Source organism: Dietzia sp. SL131 (assembly GCF_026672565.1).
In the GTDB taxonomy this organism is placed as follows: Bacteria; Actinomycetota; Actinomycetes; order Mycobacteriales; family Mycobacteriaceae; genus Dietzia; species Dietzia kunjamensis.
Window position 1 is genome coordinate 1,915,271 of record NZ_JAPPRI010000003.1, and the last position, 20,794, is coordinate 1,936,064.

A 20,794-nucleotide genomic window follows, 5' to 3' on the forward strand; every position below is an offset into this window, starting at 1 on the left:
CGTCGTCTTCGACGTTTAGCTGGCTGTCCTCAGTGGGGTGCGGCCCGGTGCGGCAATCCGGTGGAACACCATGGCTGCCGCGAGCGTGATCCCAGCTAGCCAGCCAAGGGCCAGTAACGCCCCGGCGGTCTCGTCGAAACTGGGGGTGAACGCTGCGTCGGTCAAGACGCGAACAGCTCCATGGGAGGGCATCCAAGTCGCCCAGTCGGGTGGGGCGGCGTCGAACATGATGTTCTGGGCCAACCCGACATCAAGGAAAGGCAGCATGAACATCAAGTACAGGCCGCCCAGGCGCCCGACTATAGGTCCGATCAGCACTCCGAGCATGGCGTAGGTCAGGGCAACCGCCAGGGTCGCGAGCGCGAACGCCACCCACGAACGCGGTTGGAAGCTGAAGCTGGTCACGCCCAGGGAGACTGCGCTGACCAACACTGCGGCCAAGAGGATCACCCCGAGACGAGCCGCGAGCACCTCTGCGGTGCGGTAGCCGGCCACAACGAGTCGCCGGTCGGCCTCGAGTGATCCGAGCACGACGAACAGGCCAGCCAGGCCGGCCAGGAAGGCCACGGTGATCGGCACCATGATCGCTCCGTGCACATCGATCATCGAGACAATGGCGATCGTGTCCTGGCCGCGCTCGGTGAGTGCAACGGGGGTGGGCTGATCAGGGGTGATGGCGATCGACAGAGAGATGAAAAAGAAGGGAAGACCGACAAGCAGAACCCACAGTGCGACGTTGCGTCGATACTCGCGCCAGGCGAACCGCGACGCCACCCGTGTGCGCCCCCAGGTCGACTCGGGTGCACGACGACTGGTGCGGCGGTGGCCGGTAGTCAACACGAGGACACCGAACGCGAGCACCAGCCCGCCAAGGGTCCAGACCGCTGCGGCGCCAAGGTCACTGAGCGGGCCCGCGTGGCCAGTGCTGGCATCGAGCATCACCAACGTCGGAAAGTGAGAAGGGAACACGCGGGTAATCCATGAGTCGGACGGACCCATCGCCGGTCCGAGGAATACATCGAACATCCACACGAAGACGATCACCAAAGAGCCGTTGACTTCGGAGCGCACTAGCGCACCCACCGCTGTGCCGAGTCCCAGGTATATGAGGGCAAACATGACGGTGGCTGTCACTGTGCGGCCCACGTCAACGATGTCGGTACGAAGCGCCAGCGCCAGAAGTGAACCGGCAACCGCCACGCCCGCCAACGCCAGAGACGACGCCAGCCTGGCCAGCACGACCCTCGTCGGGGAGGAATCCGTGGCAGCCAGTCGTCGATCTGCCTGACGGGACCCGCTGACGTGGAAGAACCCCGCCACGCCAGCCAGAAATGCTGAGGCCCAGCCGGCGGTCACCGCCTCCAACTGTCCGAGGCTGGCTTGCCCACCCAGGATCCGGGCGAACTCGGCAATCGTGTCCGCTGTCAAGGTCACAAACACCAGGGGCACGACGCCCAGTAGCACCAAATTTATTGGACGGCGGGCATACTCGACCAGATACCGCCACGTCAACGACACAGTGAATGGGGTCGTCATCGTAAGATCGTCCTGCCGTCGACCAGGTCGTAGATGCGGTCGAAGCGCTCGGCGTCAGTGATGAAATGGCTGATGATCAACAGACTGCGCCCGGACTCGCGTCGGTCTCGGGTCAACTGCCAGAACCGCTGGTAGGTGTCCCAGTCGAACCCGGCGTAGGGCTCATCCAGTAGCAGCAGGTCAGGGTCCGGAAGCAGCGCCAAGCCGAGGTTGAGCTTGGCCCGAGTCCCCCCGGACAGCGCCTCAACGCGAGCGTGCCTCCACGCGACAAAGCCCAACGTGGTGTAGATGTCGTCTTTGGACCGCTCGATCTCGTCGTCGTCCATGCGGTAGGCCCGACCGAACAGGTCGAAGTGCTCGTCGCAGGTCAGCCTCTCGTACAGGATCGGCTCCTGCGGACAGAATCCGATGGGCCCAGTGTGGCTAATGGTGCCGCTATCTCGGGGTAAAGCACCCACTAAAATTTTCATCAGAGTTGATTTCCCCGACCCATTTTCGCCCACTAGACCCACGATCTCGCCAGGTCGAAGCTCGATGTCCGCGCCGCGCAGCACGCGTCGGGTGCGCCGTCGTGGCCACCACCCGGTTCGGTAGGACTTAGCCACACCGTGAGCGGCCAACACCACCGTCTCCCCAATAGGGCTTTCAGGCAGGCCGGTAATTGGATCCTGGTCCGTCACATCTGCTCCTCATTCAAATACTGGTAATGATCTCGCAAAAAGATGAAGTTTGGAGTCACCTCCGATGAAGGTTCAATAAACATTCTGAAAGAGCACTCCGGGATTATGGCGGTGGCATTCTTCACATTCATACTTTGAGGGAGGCTCTGCCCAACTCCGGCCGTAACACCGCATACAGTCACATTGGATGCGAGCTAGAAAATCGCGGGCCACCCACCGCGGCGAGGAGGCTACCGATGTCCGACAGAACAGAAGAGGCGATGACCTTCCAGGCAGTGCATACATGGATCGCGTCCTCTCCCGCCGCCGGTGCAGCCACCGCTGCCGAAGTAGGGGTCACCGACGCGATGAGGTGCTCTGAGCTACACCACACCCTGGTGAGGTTGCCCCTCGGTCGCGGTACGGGTGGCACAAATCGGCAGAATTCCCACTGGGCAGGCAAGGACCACCCGCTCGCCGGCCTGCCCGCCAGCGGGCTCGTCGATCCGCTCGTCAACCTATTGCTTCGCTCGCAGCTCCTTGCGTGGGCCAAACCCAGCGGGCTCTTCGCGACCCTTCCCCTTGAAAGCGTCACCTCTCCCCTCCCGCGCCGATTGAGTTCTTGTAGCTCAAGACCCCCGGACCGGATGGCCAGCCCGAGCGACAAATCGGCAGACAGTCAACCGCGGGGGCGTCGATGACCTCCCCGCGAGCCGAAGGCGGATCCCCTGCGTTAACCGGCAAACCGTCCCCGCTTCGGATGTTATGGATCACCGCCGCCCTGGCTGCCTGCTTCCTCGGTATCAAATGGGGACTGCGCGATGCGCCGCTGCTGTGGTTTGCGGCCCTGCGAACGGCACCTACTACATCGGCGACCGATACGAATCGCTCATCATGGATTCATCGACGTTTGGTGTGCCGGTCGACTCGGCCGACGGCTACCGGCTTTCAGTCAACTGGGCCACCCAGATGTCCTACAGCGGGATCTACGTCCATGCCGCCCCATGGTCCGTTGAACAACAGGGCTTCACCAACGTCAGTAACGGCTGTATCAATGTCACCGACGCCTACGCCAAGTCGTTCCAGCACAGCAGCAACCGGGGCGACGTGGTCAAGGTCATCAATACCGTCGGACCGACGCTTCCCGGGACCGACGGGCTGGGCGACTGGAACATCCCGTGGGAAACCTGGCGTGCTGGAAATGCCGACCTAGCCTAAGAGGCCCTCGGCCAGGGTTCCGAACAATTGGTTGCGGATACAGACATGGCCGGGTGTTGGCCTGCGTTAATACGCGTCGCCCGTCTCTATGACGAACTGCTCGACTGCGGCAGCAAGGGCCTGGTTCGCGCTGCACCGCCAGCACGGTGAGCTCGTCTCCGCGCTTCCAAAGACCTTGCCGCCACGGCTCTTGCGCCCGCCTACTGGTCAATCCATACGGCGTCCGGGCGATCAGAGTGCAGGCGGAGTGAGCCGCGGACACAAGCGAACATCACCCTTGACCAATACCCCTACGGGGTATAGGTTCATTGGTGTTCGGATTGATCCGAGCCATCGGATGTCTCAACGAACTACACCCGTCAACGGAAGGAGCCGTCATGGCTACCAGCACCAAGGAGTACACCGTCCAGGGCATGACCTGCGGACACTGTGAGTCGTCGGTCAAGGAGGAAGTCGGCGAAATCGCGGGCGTCTCCATGGTGGAGGCCTCGAGCAAGACCGGAACGGTTTCGGTCTCCGGCGAGGGCTTCACCGACGAGCAGGTCGTCGCCGCCGTCAAGGAAGCCGGCTACACCGTCACCTCTTGACGCGAAGCGATCTCGCCAGCCCCAGCAGCTGGCGAGATCCCTGGCCCCGAGCACACCACCCGTTCACCGTGAAGGATTGATCCTCGATGACCCAGACTCAACCCTCCCAGATGCACCCCGCGGTGGATCTGATCGACATAGATCTGGGCGTCACGGGCATGACCTGCACTTCGTGCTCGGGGCGGGTCGAGCGCAAGCTCAACAAGCTCGACGGGGTGGACGCCACGGTCAACTTCGCCACCGAGTCCGCGTCCATCTCCTTCGACCCGAGCAAGGTCGACACGGACGCGCTCATCGAGACCGTGCGCGGTGCGGGATACGACGCGTTCACGATGAAGAATGACGACGACCAGGCTGTGGACGCAACTTCCGCAGGTGGCGGCGCCGGTCCCCGAGACCAGATCGAGGAGGCCAGGGAACGCGAGACCGCAGACCTCAAACACCGTCTGATTGTCTCGGCTGCACTCACGGTCCCGGTGGTCTTGCTGAGCATGATCCCGGCACTGCAGTTCACCAATTGGCAGTGGGCCGTGCTGACCATGGCCACCCCCATCTTCTTCTGGGGAGGCGCACCCTTCCACAAGGCCACCCTCGCCAACCTGCGGCACGGCTCGTTCACCATGGACACCCTGGTCTCCATGGGCACGGCGGCCGCCTACCTCTGGTCACTGTGGGCACTGTTCCTCGGCAACGCCGGCATGCCCGGCATGACCATGGAAGTGCATCTGCTGCCCACAAACTCCACGATGGACGAGATCTATCTGGAGACCGCCGCCGTGGTGATCTCCTTCCTGCTGCTGGGCCGCTGGTTTGAAACCAAGGCCAAGGGGCAGTCCTCCGCCGCACTCAAGGCGCTCCTCGACATGGGAGCCAAGGACGCCGCCGTCCTCCGCGACGGCGTCGAGGTCCGCATCCCCGTGGGTCAGTTGAAGGTCGGCGACATCGTCGTGGTGCGCCCGGGCGAAAAGATCGCCACCGACGGTCGCGTCACCGAGGGTTCGTCCGCGATCGACGAGTCCATGCTCACCGGCGAATCCGTCCCGGTTGAGGTCACGTCCGGCTCCACGGTGACCGGCGCAACCATGAACACCTCGGGAAGACTGCTGATCGAGGTCACCCGCACCGGCGAGAACACCACACTGTCCCAGATGGCCAAGCTGGTCACCGAGGCGCAGTCCAAGAAGGCCCCGGTCCAACGACTGGTCGACCGCATCTCGCAGGTCTTCGTGCCCATCGTGATCGTCATCGCGATCATCACCCTGCTCGTGCACTTGTTTGTGGTGGGAGCGGGACTGGCCACCGCGTTCACCGCCGCCGTGGCCGTGCTCATCATCGCCTGCCCGTGCGCACTGGGCCTGGCCACTCCCACCGCACTCCTGGTCGGTACCGGCCGCGGCGCCCAGATGGGACTGCTCATCAAGGGGCCCGAGGTCCTAGAGTCCACCCGGCGCGTCGACACCATCGTCATGGACAAGACCGGCACCGTCACCTCCGGAGTGATGTCCGTCAGCCAGGTCACCACTGCCGCCGGATTCGACCGGACGGATCTGCTGGTCAAGGCCGCTGCGGTGGAGGCCGCGTCCGAGCACCCGATCGCCCAGGCCATCGCCCGCGAGGGTGCAAAGAGTCTGGCGGGCGAGGGCCCCGTGGCCGACAGGGAGGCCGGATCCGCCATTCTGCCGGAGGTCACCGGGTTCACCAATACTGCAGGCCGTGGCGTCACGGGCACCGTCGACGGTGCCGTGGTGACCATTGGTCGCCCTGAGGGCTCCCTGCCGGCGGACCTGCGGACCGCGTTCGACGATGCCCAGAAGCAGGGCGGCACCCCTGTGGTCGCCCAGATCGACGGCACCGTCGCGGGCGTGATCACCGTCCGCGACACCGTCAAGCCCACCTCCGCCGAGGCGGTAGCCGGACTCAAAGCTCTCGGATTGACCCCGTGGCTGCTCACCGGCGACAACGCCGGAGCCGCACGTGTCGTGGCCAGCGAGGTCGGCATTGATCCGGCCAACGTGATCGCCGAGGTCATGCCCCACGACAAGGTCGCCCAGATCGAGAAACTGCAGGCCAAGGGCAAGAACGTCGCCATGGTCGGCGACGGCGTCAACGACGCGGCAGCTCTCGCCCGGGCCGAGCTCGGACTGGCGATGGGCGCCGGCACGGACGTGGCGATCGAAGCCTCCGACATCACTCTGATGAACGACGACCTGCGATCCGCCGTGGACGCGATCAGGCTGTCACGCCGGACCCTGGGCACCATCAAGGGCAACCTATTCTGGGCGTTCGCCTACAACCTCGCACTGATCCCCGTCGCTGCGATCGGACTGCTCAACCCCATACTCGCAGGCGTCGCAATGGCGTTCTCGAGTGTGTTCGTGGTGACCAACTCCCTACGCCTGCGCGGGTTCACCTCAAGCCACGCGACCCCCAACCACGACCAGACCAGGAGCCAGTCATGACGGATACCCCGGACCTCGCCATCGACCCTGCAGCCGAGCACGATGCCGAAGCCGCTGGCTGCGAGACCCACAGTCACCACGGCTACATGAAGGAAAAGGACCGCTACAAGGCCCGGCTCAAGCGGATCGAGGGCCAGGTGCGGGGCATCCACCGCATGATCGATGAGGAGCAGTACTGCATCGACATCCTCACCCAGGTCAGCGCCATCAATTCCGCACTGCGCAACGTCGCCCTCGGCCTGCTCGACGACCACATGCGCCACTGCGTCGCCGACGCAGTGAACGAGTCCGACGAGGCCGCAGAGATCAAATTCAAGGAAGTGGCCGACGCCATCGCCCGCTTCTCCCGCTAAGCGGGGGCGGGTAGGTGCATGGGAGGCCCCGGCAAGGTCGCGAGCAGGATGCTTCGCGGATGTAGCCGAGCCCCGAAATTCGGTGAACACGCCTCACCAACATACCCCGTTGGGGTATAGTTTGCGGGTGGGAAAGCCAATGAACTCGCACGGCAGAAACCAGGAGAGAACATGACATCTGATCGAATTCAGGATCCGGTCGACGCCGCCGGTTAGCTCGACGAACTCGCGGGCCCTATCCCGGGCTGGCAACCCGGTTGTTCCAATCGTGCCAGGCCATCACCGCAGGTCGTCACCGAAAAAGCCTTCGGGTTCGAGCAATGTGGCTACGAAGTCGGGCCAAAGGCAGCTCACCCTGGCCCACGCCCTTGGGCGCCCGAAAGACCAGCAGCGGCGGAGGGTGCTTCCATCGTTCCGAGCGCCCTAGAAGGGAGCCGCCATCATCGTGGCGCCAGCCCGAACCACTCCCCTGACGAACATCTTGAGCAAACCTTCACACAATCTCCACCACAATCCGCTGGCTCACCCACGATCCTGACTGTCGGCCGGACCCCAGAACGCCAGGACGTGCGTCATCACCGACGGGAACGGCGATCCTGGGATGGGCGGTGTCACGAACGTGGTCGGCCGAGCACAGATGTCAGCACGATTCGATACCCTGCGGCGGTATCGGCTCGTGGCCCGGAGCAACTGCTACTTGGCCCCACGGGAAGAGATGTCCATGACCCCTAGAACACATCATGCGCTAGGGCTCACCGCTGTCAGGGAATCATGTTCTTGCTGTTTCACTCCCTCGAAACTCCTGCATATCGAAGCTGCCGGACGCATGCCGCTCGAAGATCACGCCAACCAGGTGGCAATGGACAAGACGGAAGGGACCAAATGAATCAGTCGCACGATCATCATGACCACGCCCACAGTCACGGATCCGGCGGAGCCGCGGCCGGGCACCTCAACGAGCGAGACACGGCGGTAGCTGAGCACCATCACCCGGACGGGCCCCAGGAGACGACGGGCCACGCCCATGCGGGGCAGCATCACGCTGGCCATGAAGACCATGGCGGTCATGCCGGGCACGGAGACCATGTCGGGCAGTTCCGACGGCTGTTCTGGATCATGCTCGTCTTGGCGGTGCCGGTGGTCGGCTTCAATGACATGTTCGCCGACCTCATCGGTTACCAGCTGCCCGACGCCGGATGGGTGTGGTGGGTCTCCCCCGCCCTGGGCACAGTGATCTACCTCTGGGGCGGCCGGCCGTTCCTGACCGGCGCTCTCTCCGAGGTCCGCGCTCGGCAGCCCGGCATGATGCTGCTCATCGGCTTGGCGATCACCGTGGCGTTCATCGCCTCCTGGGGCGCAAGCCTGAGCTTGTTGGATCATGAGCTGAACTTCTGGTGGGAACTGGCGCTGCTGGTAGTCATCATGCTGCTGGGCCACTGGATCGAGATGCGCTCCCTGGCGCACACCACCTCTGCACTCGACTCCCTGGCGGCACTGCTACCCGATGAGGCCGAGAAGGTCGACGGCGACGACGTGGTCACCGTCGCACCGGCCGATCTGCTGGTCGGCGACGTCGTAATTGTCCGCCCCGGTGCTTCTGTGCCCGCCGACGGCAAGATCATCGACGGCTCGGCCAGCATGGACGAATCCATGGTCACCGGCGAATCCAAGGCGGTCCGCCGTGAGATCGGCGAGCAAGTGGTCGCCGGCACGGTGGCCACCGACTCCGGCTTACGCGTCGAGGTCTCCGCAATCGGTGACGACACTGCCCTGGCCGGAATTCAGAAGCTGGTGGCCGACGCGCAGGCATCCTCCTCGCGGGCCCAGCGCATCGCTGACACCGCGGCCGGCTGGTTGTTCTGGTTCGCCCTCGCATCGGCCGTGATCACCGCGGTCATCTGGAGTGTTCTGGGGATGCCGGATGCGGGGGTGGTGCGCACGATCACCGTGCTGGTCATCGCCTGCCCGCACGCGCTGGGATTGGCGATCCCGCTGGTGGTCTCCATCGCCACCGAACGCGCCGCCCGCGGCGGCGTACTGATCAAGGACCGCCTCGCGCTCGAGTCGATGCGCACCGTCGACGCCGTCCTGTTCGACAAGACCGGCACCCTGACCAAGGGCGAACCCACCGTCACCGGAATCGAACCGATCGAGGGACACACCCAAGACGAGGTACTCGCCCTCGCCGCGGCGGCCGAGAGCGACAGTGAGCACCCGCTGGCCAGAGCCGTGGTCGGGGCCGCAAGGGCCCGCGAACTGACCGTGTCGAAGGCGACCGACTTCTCCTCCTCGCCAGCTGTGGGCGTGAAGGCCACGGTGGAGGGCACCGTGGTCGAGGTCGGCGGCCCCTATCTCCTCGACCAGCACGATCGCGACGAACTCCCCGTCGCCGATCAGTGGCGTACCGAGGGCGCGATCATCCTGCACGTCCTCGCCGAGGGCCGGGTGATCGGCGCGCTGCGGTTGGCCGATGAGATCCGGCCCGAGTCCCGTGACGCCGTCGACGCGCTCCATGCTGCCGGTGCGCAGGTCGTCATGATCACCGGCGATGCTCAGGCCGTCGCTGACACCGTCGCCGCCGAGCTCGGCATCGACCGGGTCTTCGCCGGGGTCCGGCCCGAAGACAAGGCCGCCAAGGTCGCCCAACTCCAGCACGAGGGCCGCAAGGTCGCCATGGTCGGCGACGGGGTCAACGACGCGCCCGCACTGGCCCAAGCCGATGTGGGCATCGCCATCGGCGCCGGGACCGACGTGGCGATCGGCTCCGCCGGCGTCATCCTGGCCTCATCGGATCCCCGCTCTGTGCTCTCGGTCATCGAACTCTCCCGGGCGAGCTACCGCAAGATGAAGCAGAACCTGTGGTGGGCCGCCGGCTACAACCTCGCCGCCGTGCCTCTCGCCGCCGGCGTGTTGGCCCCGGTCGGATTCGTGCTGCCCATGAGCGTCGGCGCCATCCTCATGTCGCTGTCAACAGTCGTTGTCGCTCTCAACGCCCAGCTGCTACGCCGCCTCGACCTGAGCCCAGAATCCGTCACAAGAGCGATGGAGCGATGATAAACACGATGACCATCAGACACCACTCGCGGCGACGAGTCGCGTCCGCGTTCCTTGCTGCCGCCGCGTTAACTTTCGCCGGCTGCTCGACCGGGCCGTCCGAGAACGCTTCGACAGAACCACCCAACCCGTCGTTGGAGTCCTACGGCCTCGCCGGTCTCGACGCGCCCCAGATCATCAACAAACTCGACACCATGCCGGTGGCCGATAGGCCGGATGATCTGATCGCCTCGGCGCAGCCGACCGAACTGGTCTTGACCAGTAGCGATGAGGGCCTGGCAACGATGCCTATGCCAGATGACCAGTTCTATCTGTCAGTGGCGCCCTACAACACCAGCACCCACCCCTGCCAGTTCCACAGCCTGACCACCTGCCGCGGCGAGATGGCCACCGAAGAGGTGCACGTCACCGTCACCGATACCGCCACCGGAGACATCCTCATCGACGAACCACGCACCACCTACGACAACGGCTTCCTCGGATTCTGGCTACCGCGAGACATCACTGCCACGCTCACCATCGACTACGACGACAAGTCGGCCACTGTTCCGATCGCCACCGGAGACCAGGACCTCACCTGCCTGACCACCATGAGACTCACCTGACAACCCCCCTCCCCGCATCAACAACCCCCCGCCGGGTCGCGGCCACCGGCCGGCAGGGAAGGCGGTGCGTCCCGCATGGACCACAGCACCGCCAGTCAGAGGTAGCGGCAGATCGTCTCGGCTTGGCAGGTCGCAGGGTCCACTGTGCGGCTGGCGGACTGGAGCTGGGCGACTGCCTGACGCAGCTGCAAGAGATCGGCTATCTGCTGGTCGATCTCGTCCAGTCGAGTCACCAGGAGCGTGTCGACGTGAGCGCAAGGTGCCTGTCCGTCATCGCGAATCCGGAGGATCTCACCGATGCGGGCAAGCGATAGTCCCGCGCTCTGGCCCCGCCGGATGAAATCGAGCCGGGAGATCACGTGCTCGGGGTAGTCACGGTAGCCGTTGAGGGTTCGTTGTGGGGGCGGGAGCAGGCCCACGGATTCGTAGTAGCGAAGGGTTTTCGGAGTGGTGCCCGCCGTGGCAGCCAGTTCGCCGATCCTCATTGGAATTACCGCTCCTTCGAGACCGCCTGGGTTGACCTTCCAGTGCGCTGGAAGGTCCATCCTAATGAGCGAAGAAAGAGAGGGGCCATCTGATGGAACCGGGTTTCGAATTCGATTTGGCGGTAGTGGGCTCCGGCGGGGCAGCCATGGCGGCCGCTATCACCGCTCGCCAGGCCGGCAGGACGGTGCTGATGATCGAGCGCGGCACCATCGGCGGCACCTGCGTAAACATCGGGTGCGTCCCGTCCAAGGCGCTGCTGGCCGCTGCCGGCACCCGCCAGGCCGCACTGACCAATCCCTTCCCCGGGGTCCCCACCCTCGCCCGGGACGTTGATCTGGGAGCGCTGGTCAAGCAGAAGGACCAGCTCGTCACTCGACTGCGAGAGACCAAATACGCCGACGTCGCGAACGCCCATGGCTTCGAAATCCGCCGTGGGGAGGCTTCCTTCCTCGATCCCGACACTCTGGTGATGGATGGGGATCCGGTGGCGGCCGGTTCGGTGGTACTGGCCACCGGAGCAGAACCGGCACTACCGAAGGAGGTAACCGGGCTGGACGAGGTGGAGCATCTGACCTCGACCACCGCCATGGAATTAACTGAACTGCCCGACTCCATGATCGTCATCGGCGGTGGCTACGTCGGTATCGAACAGGCCCAACTCTTCGCCCATCTGGGCACCCGGGTGACCATCATCGGCAGGATCACCCCTGCTGCCGAGCCGGAAATGGTCGCCATCCTTCGCCAGGCCCTGGCCCAGGACGGGATCACGGTGATCGAGGAGCACGCCACCTCTGTCGACCGGCAGAACGCACAGGTCACAGTCCGCACCGCTTCGGGCCGCAACCTCTGCGCAGAACGGCTACTAGTGGCCACCGGGCGTCGCCCGTCCACAGACCGCCTCAACCTGCCAGCCGCAGGAATCACCGCCGACCCGGACGGATTCATCCTCGTCGACGAGCATCAACGCACCACCAACCGGCGCGTCTTCGCCGCCGGTGACGCCACCTCGGCACCCCAGTTCGTCTACGTCGCTGCTGCCACCGGGAAAGCCGCCGCCGTCAACGCTCTTCGCACCGATCCGCAGGGCCCAGCCGAGGTCGTCGACTACACCGGACTGCCGACGGTGATCTTCTCCCGCCCCCACCTGGCCACCGCCGGGCTCACCGAAGCCGCAGCCCGGGCCGCCGGGCACCGCTGCCAATCCCGGGTGATGAGCTTCGAGGACCTGCCGCGCGCCTTGATCGACCAGGACACCCGCGGGGCGATCAAGATGGTCGCCGAAACAGAAACCGGAAGAATCCTCGGACTCAGCGCCATCGGAGACCACGCCGGAGAAATCATGCTCGCGGCCACCTACGCCATCACAGCCGGGATGACCACCCGCCAGATCGCCGACACCTGGGCTCCCTATTTGACCACTTCCGAAGCCCTGCGCCTGGTCGCAGGCACCTTCCACACCGAACTACCCACCTCCTGCTGCGCCTGAACACCGCCTCCACGTGGGGGCTTGGTCGGTCGCGTTCGAGGTTTCCTGCCGTCTCGGTTTCGAGTCGAGGAGGATGATGCCATGTCGAAGGACGTCAATCCCGTTACTGAACCACCCCGACAAAGCGAACAAGGCGCCCGGGCGCGAACTGTTCTGGTCGTCTCCGTCGTACTGCTGGCCGCGGCGGACCTCGGAGCTAAGGCTTGGGCGGGCGGAGCACTGGCCGACGGCCATACGGTGGACCTGGGACTAATGCAGCTGCGCCTGGGTTTCAACTCCGGGGTGGCGTTCAGCCTCGGCGATGGCCTTCCCGCCGGCGTCGTTCTCGGCATCACTGGACTCATCATCGGTGCGCTGGCGATCTTCGCCTGGCGGGCCACCGGCACCGCAACGCGCACAGTACGACTGGCGTTGGCCCTGGTCTTGGGCGGAGCTGTGGCCAACTTCATCGATCGCGCCACCGACGGGGTGGTGACTGACTACCTGCACACCGGTTGGTTCCCTACTTTCAACCTCGCCGATGTCTTCATCACCGGTGGCGCCGTGGTGCTGATCGTGGCCACCCTCACCGGTCGCGACAAGGCCGAGGCCTTGGAGATGCCAGCAGCTTCGGCCCGGCAAGCCAGGGGACCTCATGACCACTGAGGTGGCCGTAGCAGCGTTGGCTCTATATTTGTTCGGCCTGGTGGCCGCTGTCGGGGTGCGCTCCTAGCGCCACCATCAGAGCACCGGTTCCACCGCTTGCGCGGCCTGAGCGGTGCGCGCCCGGATCAGTCGGGAGGTGGGGTGAGATCTGGTGGCGGGTCAGCGACGATCACGACGCGCGATGTCAGGACCTGCGCGCCTTCCGCGACAGAGAGTCCGAGTTGCACCGATATTCTGCGGCAGATGCCTGGCAGCGGCTGACCCGGCAGGTCTATCCCCCGCCCGCAGAGCGCGAGCCCGCTTGGTCGGCAGCCAGTCGATGACGTCGCGCTCGCCTCTAGTTCGGTCGTACCTGTCCGACTAGGTGACGACGCGGCCGTACCCGGCCGATGCGGCCCGGCTCTGTCTCTTCCACCGCACGCCACGACCGGTGGGCCGGACCGAAGCGCCACATTATAGACTCTTGGCTAGCCGTTGCAGTCCGAACTGCGCCGTAACTTTTCCACGCCGGTGCGGCGCTCCGTTTGGAGATAGGGGTTGTCTCGGTTCAAGTGCGTGGAGCTAGATGGATGCGAGTGAGCTATGCGTAGGACCCCCTTCGTCGCGGTGATCGCCGCGGTCGCCCTGGGCCTGGCCGGGTGCACCTCGGAGAACACCGAGACCGAGACGGAGACGACCGCAGCCGCGACCGCTGGCGCGGCGCCCATTGTGGTGGAGGATGCGTGGGTCAAGGCCACTGACGTCAATGGGGGTACTGACCACGGCGAGGTCACTGGTGACCCCGGTTCCGGTGATTCGAACGCGCACGGCGACGGCGGCGCGATGGCACCGGTGTTTGGAATCGTGCGAAATCAATCCGATGCGGATGTCCGCCTGGTCGAGGTGACCTCCGCGGTTTCCGGTGAGGCCGAGTTGCACGAGACCGTCTCGGGGGCGGCGGGTGGCTCGATGATGCGGGCGCGAGAGGGCGGCTTTGTCATCCCGGCGGGCGGAGAGCTTGTGTTCGAGCCTGGCGGGAATCACATCATGCTGATGGGAGTGCACGAAGCGATCCGCACGGGCCAGGAAGTCACCGTGACCCTCACATTGGAGAACGGCGATACGAGCGAGATCGTCGCCTCGGCACGGTCGTTCGAGGGGGGCAATGAGCAGTACCAGGGCGGGGAGTGACGGGACATGGGCGACCAAAACCATCGCTCGGCGTTGAATCGCAGATCCTTCCTGGTCGGCGGGGCCGCCGTCGCCGGAGGTGCGGCGGGGTGGGGAGTTGGTGAGCGTACCGCCACTGCTCGGACCCCTGATCGCGACGCGGTGGCCAACTCCCGGGCCGTCGGCGCGGCCACCGAGCCCTTCTATGGTGACCGTCAGTCCGGCGTCACCACGGCGCCGCAGGCGCATGCGGCGTATGTGGCATTCGATCTGCGAGAGGGTGTTCGCGGCACCGACCTCATCGGCGTACTGCGAGCCTGGACCCAGGACGCGGCCCGGCTCACGCAGGGGCGCGGCGGTCTCGCCGACCTGCAACACGAGTTGGCTGAAGGACCGTCCCGGTTGACGGTCACCATCGGTTTCGGCACGGAGCTGCTCGGCAAGGTCGGGCTTGGCCGCCGCACCCCGGAGTGGTTGCAGCCGCTGCCGGACTTCCCACAGATCGACCGGCTCGAGGACCGGTGGTCCGGCGGCGATCTGCTGTTGCAGGTCTGTGCCGACGACCCGCTCACCGTCGCACACTCGGCCCGAATTCTGTCCTCAGGTGTTCGCGACGCGGTCACTCAGCGGTGGGCGCAGCGAGGGTTCCGCCGTGCCGTGGGCACCGACCCGTCCGGGCAGACACAACGCAACCTCTTCGGTCAGATTGACGGCACCGCCAATCCCTCACCGGCCGATGCCGACTACGACCAGTTGCTCTATTCCGATGGCGCCGACCGGCGATGGATGCGGGGCGGCACCTCCCTGGTGCTGCGCCGTATCCGGATGACGATGGACACCTGGGAGGAGATCGAACGGAGCTCCCGTGAGCTCTCGATCGGACGGAAACTCGACTCGGGCGCGCCACTGACCGGTACTACAGAACACGACCCCGCTGATTTCGAGGCAATGGACCGCACCGGGTTGACCGTCATCCCCACCGAGTCACACATCGCCCGGGCCCGGCCACGGGTCCGGGCCGAGACGATCCTGCGACGACCGTACAACTATGACGATGTCCCGGAGTCCGGCCAGATCAGCAACTCCGGTCTGTTGTTCGCTTCCTACCAGGCCGACCCGGTACGCCAGTTCGTGCCGATCCAGCAGCGACTGGCAGAGCAGGACATGCTCAACACCTGGACGGTTCCGATCGGCTCCGCCGTGTTCGCGATCCCACCGGGGTGCCACGAGGGCGGCTACGTCGGAGAGAGCGCATTGGAGGGATAGCCGCACGCAACCACCGGGGGTCATGGTCACCGCCTCACCGCCGAAGCAACGGCTGCCCGATTATCATCCAGTGATCACGTCGGGGCACGCATGAGTTAGAAAGCGGACAATCTGTTGAGTAAGAATCTGAAGCTCTCGCTAGCGCTGATCACGGCTGCGCTGGTCGTCCTGGTGGTGGCCTTACTGGCTGCCGGGAACGATTCCGGCTCCGAGCAGGCACGTCCTGATGACAGTCCGGGCACCGGAGTGTTGGTGCGTGAGGACAGTCCCCGACTGTCTGAGGGCGGTGACGCCGTCTTCGTTGAGTTCCTCGATTTCGAATGCGAAGCCTGCATCGCGCTCTATCCGACAATTGAGGACCTCCGCGAGCAGTACGGAGACCGGGTGACGTTCGTGGTGCGCCACATGCCCCTGCACGACAACTCTATGGCGGCGGCCCTGGCCGCCGAGGCCGCCGCCGAGCAAGGCCGGTTCGAGGCCATGTACCGCAAGTTGTTTGACACTCCCGAGCAGTGGGGCCACCAACAAACCCCGCAAATGGACACATTTTTCGGCTATGCCGAGGAACTGGGGTTAGATATGGAGCGCTTCGAGAGCGCATACAACGACCCGGCCACCCTCGAGCGCATCGAGCAGAGCAAGCAGGACGGTCAGAGCCTCGGGGTCAGTGGCACGCCGACCTTCTTCCTGGACGGGGAGCGCCTCGAGCCGACCAGCGTCACCGATCTCGAGAACAGCATCAATGCTGCCCTCGAATAGCTCAGCCACCCCGGTCGCACACTCCACCAACGCCGGCCCGGATCAGTACCCCCACCGCAGGCTCGCGGTGGTGCTGATCGTTGGTGGGCTCATCGGCCTGGTCGCGGCGGTAGTGCTGCTGGTGGAGAAGATCGCGCTGATCGAGAACCCGGGCTACGTCCCGTCCTGCAGCATCAACCCTGTCCTGTCCTGCGGGTCGGTGATGACCACCGCGCAGGCCGAGGCCTTTGGCATCCCCAATCCGATCATCGGCATCGCCGGATTCGCCGCCACCACGGCCCTGGGTGCTGCGCTCCTGGCGGGGGGAGCATTTCAGCGCTGGCTGTGGGCCAGCATCCAAGTAGGCGTCACCTTCGCGGTGGTGTTCATCCACTGGCTCATCTACCAAAGCTTGTACAGCATCGGTGCCCTGTGCCCGTACTGCATGATCGTCTGGGCGGTGACCATACCGATCTTCTGGTACTGCACCCTGTGCAATCTTCAGCCACTACGCCGCAGCGATTCGGCGGGTCTTGCGCGCCTCATCGCCGTAGTTACCGAATACCGGGGCGCGATACTTACCGCCTGGTACCTACTTGTCCTGCTGCTCATCACGCACCGCTTCTGGGACTACTGGACCACCCTCGTCTAGAAACGCTCGCCGAACAGCAGATCGCGTTCCGCGAGTCAGTCCTCGGCTCACTCGGGGGCGGCACACCGCAGTCTGCGCAGGCGCTCCCAGATCAAAGCAGCGCACGCCGGATGGCTCTCGGACCCGGTCCCCCGCCCGCTGTCCAACTCCTCGTACAGCTATCGACTGCTGTCGCAGACGATCAGGCGCGGTTGCCTCCACGCGAGCTGCGTCGATACTCGGATGCGAACCGGTCACCGTAGCGATCACGCATGGCCGCCGCTACGAGCCGGTCTGAGTCCGCGGCCTCGTCCGATGGACCATCGTCTCCAACCGTGGCCGCGGGAGGGCCCGACGGGGCCTGCGACGCTGTGGTGTCCTGCCCGGGACCTGCTGCCCGGTTCCCGCCCTTGCGTGGCCGCGCCGCGGCGGCATCGTTGTCCTCGTCGTCCAGACGACGGCGCTGACGTATCTCGCTCCACACGAAGTAGCCCAGGCCGATGGGAGCGAGGACCCCGAAGGCCATCCACTGCAGGCCGTACGACAAGTACGGACCCGACTCGGTGGACGGCACTGGCATCGGTTCCAAAGACCCGGGCTGCCCACCGGCGAGCTGGAGATAATAGGGCGACAAGTCGGTGCCGAGGAGGTCCCCGATGACGGGGGGGGGTCGATGTTGCGCACCATGTTCCAATCGTGCAGAACGATGGGTTGGGCGGGAGCATCCATCGGGATCCTGAGGCGGGCGATGATGGTCAGCTGGCCCGTCGGCGCGGACGGGAAGTCCGGGACCGCGTTGTCGTCGCCGACGCGGACCCATCCGCGGTTGACGAGCAGGGAGTCACCACTGTCGGTGCGGAATGCACGAAGTGCCTGGTACACGAGTTCACCGTCGACGGACTGCATCCGCAACAGGACATCCTCCATGGGCAGGTAACTTCCGCGCGCAGTAACCAGATGCCACTCGGAATCACCGAGAAATCCCTCCCGCCGGATCACTTCGTCCAACGGAACCGGCCCTGCCACGCTGCTCTCAACGAGCTGGCATTGCGTGCCTTGAGATCCTCGTACTTGTTCAACTGCCAGGGGGCAAGCATCGTGAAGCACAGGTAGGCGAAGAGGCTGATGAACAGAAGGGTGATCAACCATCCCGGCTTGAGCATGCGAGAGAACCGTTTCACCTGCCAAACAGTAATCGTGCCGGCTGTCCGATCACCCTGCGCATCACCACGGCGACGGGAGCCGGCTGCACGGGCCTGTCGGAAAACTGGGCTGACCGGGGGGCGCGCACCTCATTTACGACCTGTCCGGTGCCCTGGTGGTCCGTGATCAGCGTCGTCAGGTTTTCGACCTCCCGCCGATCGAACATGCTCGCCATCGAGCACCGCGCCCAGCGGCGCGCATGTTCATGCGGAGTAGTGACTACCGCTGCGTTCCCGGCCGAGGCCAGAGCCCCGGTGTGTTACGGGCCCGGCGTGGCTGCGCTGGGCGCCTACCTACTGGGCCGCCAGCACCTTCCGGTTGACCGGCGTTCCGCAGAATTCGGTGGTTCTGAAGCCATTCCGGGGTGTTCGCAACGCTGTGCCCTGCACGGGCATGTTGAGGTCTAGCAATTCGTGTCGACTCTGCCCGTGTCACCTAACCCCCCAAGCAGAAACGCGGGACTCATGACCGAATGGGACACTTGAAGAGCGCCCTGGAGTCTCGCCCCCAGCAGCGTCCGGGACCGTAGCCTGATTAGGCGTCGTTGGAGCCGATGACTGCTCGCAGAGCAACGGGCGTGCCAGCCTAGCTGCAATCAGATACCGACCTAGGAGATCAGCAATGATCGCATTGACCACGTGGACGGGCGGCATCCTCACCGCCACCGGACTCATCGCCTACTTCACCACCGGGATGGAGAGTGCCACCTCGCTGATACCGGCGTTTATCGGTGTGCTGCTGCTCATCGCGGCGTTCATCGCGAGCCGCGTCCCGAACGCCAGCCGAGGGGTGATGATCGCAGCGCTCGTCATCGCCGTGCTCGGGGCACTGGGATCTCTCATGCCGCTTGCCGACCTCGGCGCGTTGTTCGCCGGAGATGCAGAGCGGCCTGCTGCGGTAATCGTCAGCGGGATCATGCTGATCGTGCTCGTCGTGTACTTCGTGGCGGGCCTTCGTCAGATCCTGACCACTCGCGAAACGGGGCCAAAAGCAAATTGACAAAGACCCCGGCCTTTCGCGGTGGGGTGAACATCGGGAGGAAGATTCCCGCGGATCGTGAATCGGGGCGCTCGCCTCGCACCGCGGCTGACGCGGGTTGCCGGGGTCGAGAGCGTTCAGGACGTAGTCGGGGGCGCGGGGATCGGCCACGGCAACGTGCTCGGAGAGGTTCTGCTCGCAGCCGTCCTGGACCACCACGTTGGTCGCCATCGAACCGGGGGCCAGGCCCGACGTGTACGGCAGGACGACCTCGACGTACCGGGTAGCCCGTTGAGGTACCGCACGCCCGGCGCGTACGGAGTCCCGTCGGCCCACAACTCCTGCAGCACGAGCGAGCCCGGCAGCATCTGCGTGAGGAGCACCGCAACCAACTCGACGCCGCCGGTGGAGGCGGTAAGCATCTGGTCCGGTCACCGGCCTGCTGATCGAATCCCGTACGACTCAGCTCAATGACCGCGATATCAAGACGGTCCGCGGAACCCCGGTTTTCGCTCCCAGCCGGGACACGCTTCCACGTCGCGCACGCGGCCGGAAACCAGGAACCACTCCTGCCAGCGTTCCGGAGAATTCTCCGGTTCTGGAGTCATTTCGGAGTGGGCGCAACGCCGTGACCTGCAGGGGCTTGTTTGAGATCTAGTAAGTCGGGGATTCCCCGAAGAAATGCACTACCGCGCGGGGTTGCAACGCCGGCCCGGAAATTGGCGAACACCAGCACGCGCTCCCCCGCGGGGAGGCGGTCGGCACGCCCGAAGTGGACGGTGCTAGACGAGGACTCCTTGGGCCGCGAGCCACGGCACCGGGTCGACCCACTGACCGGCGGCGTTCTGTACGCGAAAGTGCAGGTGGGGGCCGGTGGAGTCTCCGCGGTTGCCGACGGTTCCGATCACTTCACCGGCGTTGACCCGCTGGCCGACGCTGACGTAGTTCTGGTCGTTGTGGCCATATTCCAGCAGTTCGCCGTCATCGGTTCGGATGCGGATCCAGATGCCGTACCCGGCGGCGGGGCCAGCGGCTTCGACAACGCCGCTCTTGGCGGCGTAGAGCGGCGTACCAATCGGCGCTCCAAAGTCGGTGCCGTTATGGAAGCTGCCCCAACGCGAGCCGAACCCCGAGGTGATCACGGCCTCCGTAGGGGCATGCGCACCACCGATCTGCGGACTACCGGCGCTGTCGCCGAGGGAACCGAGCCCGAGCCCGGCGGCGTACTGCCGGACCTCACTTGGGGCCACGCCGAACTGGTCCCCAATCCTTTGGATCTCGGCTGGTCCGATGCCGAACTGGTCGGCCGCGGCCTGGATCGCCTCGACGACCTGGGCCTGATCGATCGCGACGGGTTGAGCGGCGGCGGCGGGGGCAAAAGCCAGACCAAGGCCGCCCGAGAGGGCTACGCCGACGACGGCGCCACCAACAAACCGCGACACCGTCGCGGTTTCGCTGGCCACACGATGGCGACCGCCGGCCAACGTCGCGCTGCGCACGCCCAAACGCTCGGTGAGCTCGGCTACGGTCACGGACCGGGTGGAGTCGATCATGGGGCTGTCTCCATCGTTCGGGGTGATGTGTTCCCGCGACGTCTAGGCGATGCGGGTGACCGATTTCGTCGGCAACACGACCCAATATAACAACTCGGTATCGATCGTGTCACCCCTCAGCGCGTAATTCGTGATCATCGCCAGCCCCAGTGCGCCCAGATCGACTCCCGGTCGGGGAGAAGTCGTCT

At 65.1% G+C, this 20,794-nt stretch carries 20 protein-coding genes and 2 pseudogenes; 13 read left to right on the top strand and 9 right to left on the bottom strand.

Going from position 1 to position 20,794, the window contains the following annotated elements; all coding sequences use genetic code 11:
* Window positions 1-15: 15 nt before the first annotated feature.
* The gene (locus OVA21_RS09780) at window positions 16-1,536 is read right to left on the bottom strand and encodes an ABC transporter permease (protein ID WP_096907172.1); all 1,521 of its coding nucleotides are present in this window, start codon (window positions 1,534-1,536) and stop codon (window positions 16-18) included.
* Window positions 1,533-2,216, bottom strand: a complete 684-nt coding sequence (locus tag OVA21_RS09785) for an ATP-binding cassette domain-containing protein (protein ID WP_096907171.1) — start codon at window positions 2,214-2,216, stop codon at window positions 1,533-1,535. Before OVA21_RS09785 ends, OVA21_RS09780 begins: the two co-directional genes overlap by 4 nt.
* An 831-nt stretch (window positions 2,217-3,047) precedes the next feature.
* Here OVA21_RS09785 and OVA21_RS09790 point away from each other — a divergent pair.
* The 4 genes and pseudogenes from OVA21_RS09790 to OVA21_RS09805 form a co-directional block, all read left to right on the top strand.
* Window positions 3,048-3,413, top strand: a pseudogene (locus tag OVA21_RS09790) (L,D-transpeptidase); the annotation flags it as partial.
* Between the two features lie 377 nt (window positions 3,414-3,790).
* Window positions 3,791-4,000, top strand: coding sequence for a heavy-metal-associated domain-containing protein (locus OVA21_RS09795; protein ID WP_007625927.1), 210 nt, complete (start codon window positions 3,791-3,793; stop codon window positions 3,998-4,000).
* Window positions 4,001-4,086: 86 nt separating this feature from the next.
* Entirely contained in the window at window positions 4,087-6,459 is a 2,373-nt protein-coding gene (locus OVA21_RS09800) for a heavy metal translocating P-type ATPase (protein WP_067718071.1), read from the top strand.
* A complete protein-coding gene (locus tag OVA21_RS09805) occupies window positions 6,456-6,812 on the top strand; it encodes a metal-sensitive transcriptional regulator (RefSeq protein WP_017838595.1) in 357 nt (118 codons plus the stop codon). Before OVA21_RS09800 ends, OVA21_RS09805 begins: the two co-directional genes overlap by 4 nt.
* An 840-nt stretch (window positions 6,813-7,652) precedes the next feature.
* Here OVA21_RS09805 and OVA21_RS09810 read toward each other — a convergent pair.
* Window positions 7,653-7,880, bottom strand: coding sequence for a hypothetical protein (locus OVA21_RS09810; RefSeq protein ID WP_241737405.1), 228 nt, complete (start codon window positions 7,878-7,880; stop codon window positions 7,653-7,655).
* Between the two features lie 48 nt (window positions 7,881-7,928).
* Between OVA21_RS09810 and OVA21_RS09815 the strand changes: the two genes are divergently transcribed.
* Together OVA21_RS09815 and OVA21_RS09820 are read left to right on the top strand one after the other, a co-directional pair.
* Window positions 7,929-9,866, top strand: coding sequence for a heavy metal translocating P-type ATPase (locus OVA21_RS09815; protein ID WP_268092356.1), 1,938 nt, complete (start codon window positions 7,929-7,931; stop codon window positions 9,864-9,866).
* Between the two features lie 8 nt (window positions 9,867-9,874).
* Window positions 9,875-10,471 (top strand): CueP family metal-binding protein, encoded by a 597-nt coding sequence (locus OVA21_RS09820; protein ID WP_182642094.1) that lies wholly within the window; start codon window positions 9,875-9,877, stop codon window positions 10,469-10,471.
* 95 nt (window positions 10,472-10,566) lie between these two features.
* On the opposite strand, the gene OVA21_RS09825 is transcribed toward OVA21_RS09820, so the two are convergent.
* Window positions 10,567-10,956 (bottom strand): heavy metal-responsive transcriptional regulator, encoded by a 390-nt coding sequence (locus OVA21_RS09825; protein ID WP_061230215.1) that lies wholly within the window; start codon window positions 10,954-10,956, stop codon window positions 10,567-10,569.
* A gap of 92 nt (window positions 10,957-11,048) precedes the next feature.
* Here OVA21_RS09825 and merA point away from each other — a divergent pair, with 92 nt between their 5' ends.
* From merA to OVA21_RS09855, 6 genes are all read left to right on the top strand, one after another.
* Entirely contained in the window at window positions 11,049-12,443 is a 1,395-nt protein-coding gene (gene merA / locus OVA21_RS09830) for a mercury(II) reductase (RefSeq protein WP_268092357.1), read from the top strand.
* Window positions 12,444-12,524: 81 nt separating this feature from the next.
* The gene (gene lspA / locus OVA21_RS09835; RefSeq protein ID WP_268092358.1) at window positions 12,525-13,088 is read left to right on the top strand and encodes a signal peptidase II; all 564 of its coding nucleotides are present in this window, start codon (window positions 12,525-12,527) and stop codon (window positions 13,086-13,088) included.
* A gap of 582 nt (window positions 13,089-13,670) precedes the next feature.
* The gene (locus OVA21_RS09840) at window positions 13,671-14,258 is read left to right on the top strand and encodes a copper chaperone PCu(A)C (protein ID WP_096907166.1); all 588 of its coding nucleotides are present in this window, start codon (window positions 13,671-13,673) and stop codon (window positions 14,256-14,258) included.
* A gap of 6 nt (window positions 14,259-14,264) precedes the next feature.
* The gene (locus OVA21_RS09845; protein ID WP_096907165.1) at window positions 14,265-15,503 is read left to right on the top strand and encodes a Dyp-type peroxidase; all 1,239 of its coding nucleotides are present in this window, start codon (window positions 14,265-14,267) and stop codon (window positions 15,501-15,503) included.
* Window positions 15,504-15,617: 114 nt separating this feature from the next.
* Window positions 15,618-16,262 carry a DsbA family protein gene (locus tag OVA21_RS09850; RefSeq protein ID WP_017838589.1) on the top strand — a complete coding sequence of 215 codons (645 nt, stop codon included), beginning with the start codon at window positions 15,618-15,620 and terminating at the stop codon, window positions 16,260-16,262.
* A complete protein-coding gene (locus OVA21_RS09855; RefSeq protein WP_017838588.1) occupies window positions 16,246-16,893 on the top strand; it encodes a vitamin K epoxide reductase family protein in 648 nt (215 codons plus the stop codon). Before OVA21_RS09850 ends, OVA21_RS09855 begins: the two co-directional genes overlap by 17 nt.
* A 181-nt stretch (window positions 16,894-17,074) precedes the next feature.
* On the opposite strand, the gene OVA21_RS09860 is transcribed toward OVA21_RS09855, so the two are convergent.
* The 4 genes and pseudogenes from OVA21_RS09860 to OVA21_RS09870 form a co-directional block, all read right to left on the bottom strand.
* Window positions 17,075-17,452: a hypothetical protein gene (locus OVA21_RS09860; protein WP_268092360.1), complete on the bottom strand. Its 378-nt coding sequence runs from the start codon at window positions 17,450-17,452 to the stop codon at window positions 17,075-17,077.
* A gap of 140 nt (window positions 17,453-17,592) precedes the next feature.
* Window positions 17,593-17,898, bottom strand: a pseudogene (locus tag OVA21_RS19345) (SURF1 family protein); the annotation flags it as partial.
* Complete coding sequence (locus OVA21_RS09865) at window positions 17,868-18,035, bottom strand: hypothetical protein (RefSeq protein WP_159981201.1); 168 nt, start codon at window positions 18,033-18,035, stop codon at window positions 17,868-17,870. The pseudogene OVA21_RS19345 and the gene OVA21_RS09865, both read right to left, overlap by 31 nt.
* A 14-nt stretch (window positions 18,036-18,049) precedes the next feature.
* Window positions 18,050-18,250 (bottom strand): hypothetical protein, encoded by a 201-nt coding sequence (locus OVA21_RS09870; protein WP_017838586.1) that lies wholly within the window; start codon window positions 18,248-18,250, stop codon window positions 18,050-18,052.
* Window positions 18,251-18,696: 446 nt separating this feature from the next.
* On the opposite strand from OVA21_RS09870, the gene OVA21_RS09875 reads away from it, so the two are divergent.
* Complete coding sequence (locus OVA21_RS09875; protein ID WP_017838585.1) at window positions 18,697-19,074, top strand: hypothetical protein; 378 nt, start codon at window positions 18,697-18,699, stop codon at window positions 19,072-19,074.
* 761 nt (window positions 19,075-19,835) lie between these two features.
* Here the strand turns inward: OVA21_RS09875 and OVA21_RS09885 are convergent.
* Window positions 19,836-20,606 (bottom strand): M23 family metallopeptidase, encoded by a 771-nt coding sequence (locus OVA21_RS09885; RefSeq protein ID WP_268092361.1) that lies wholly within the window; start codon window positions 20,604-20,606, stop codon window positions 19,836-19,838.
* Between the last annotated feature and the right edge of the window lie 188 nt (window positions 20,607-20,794).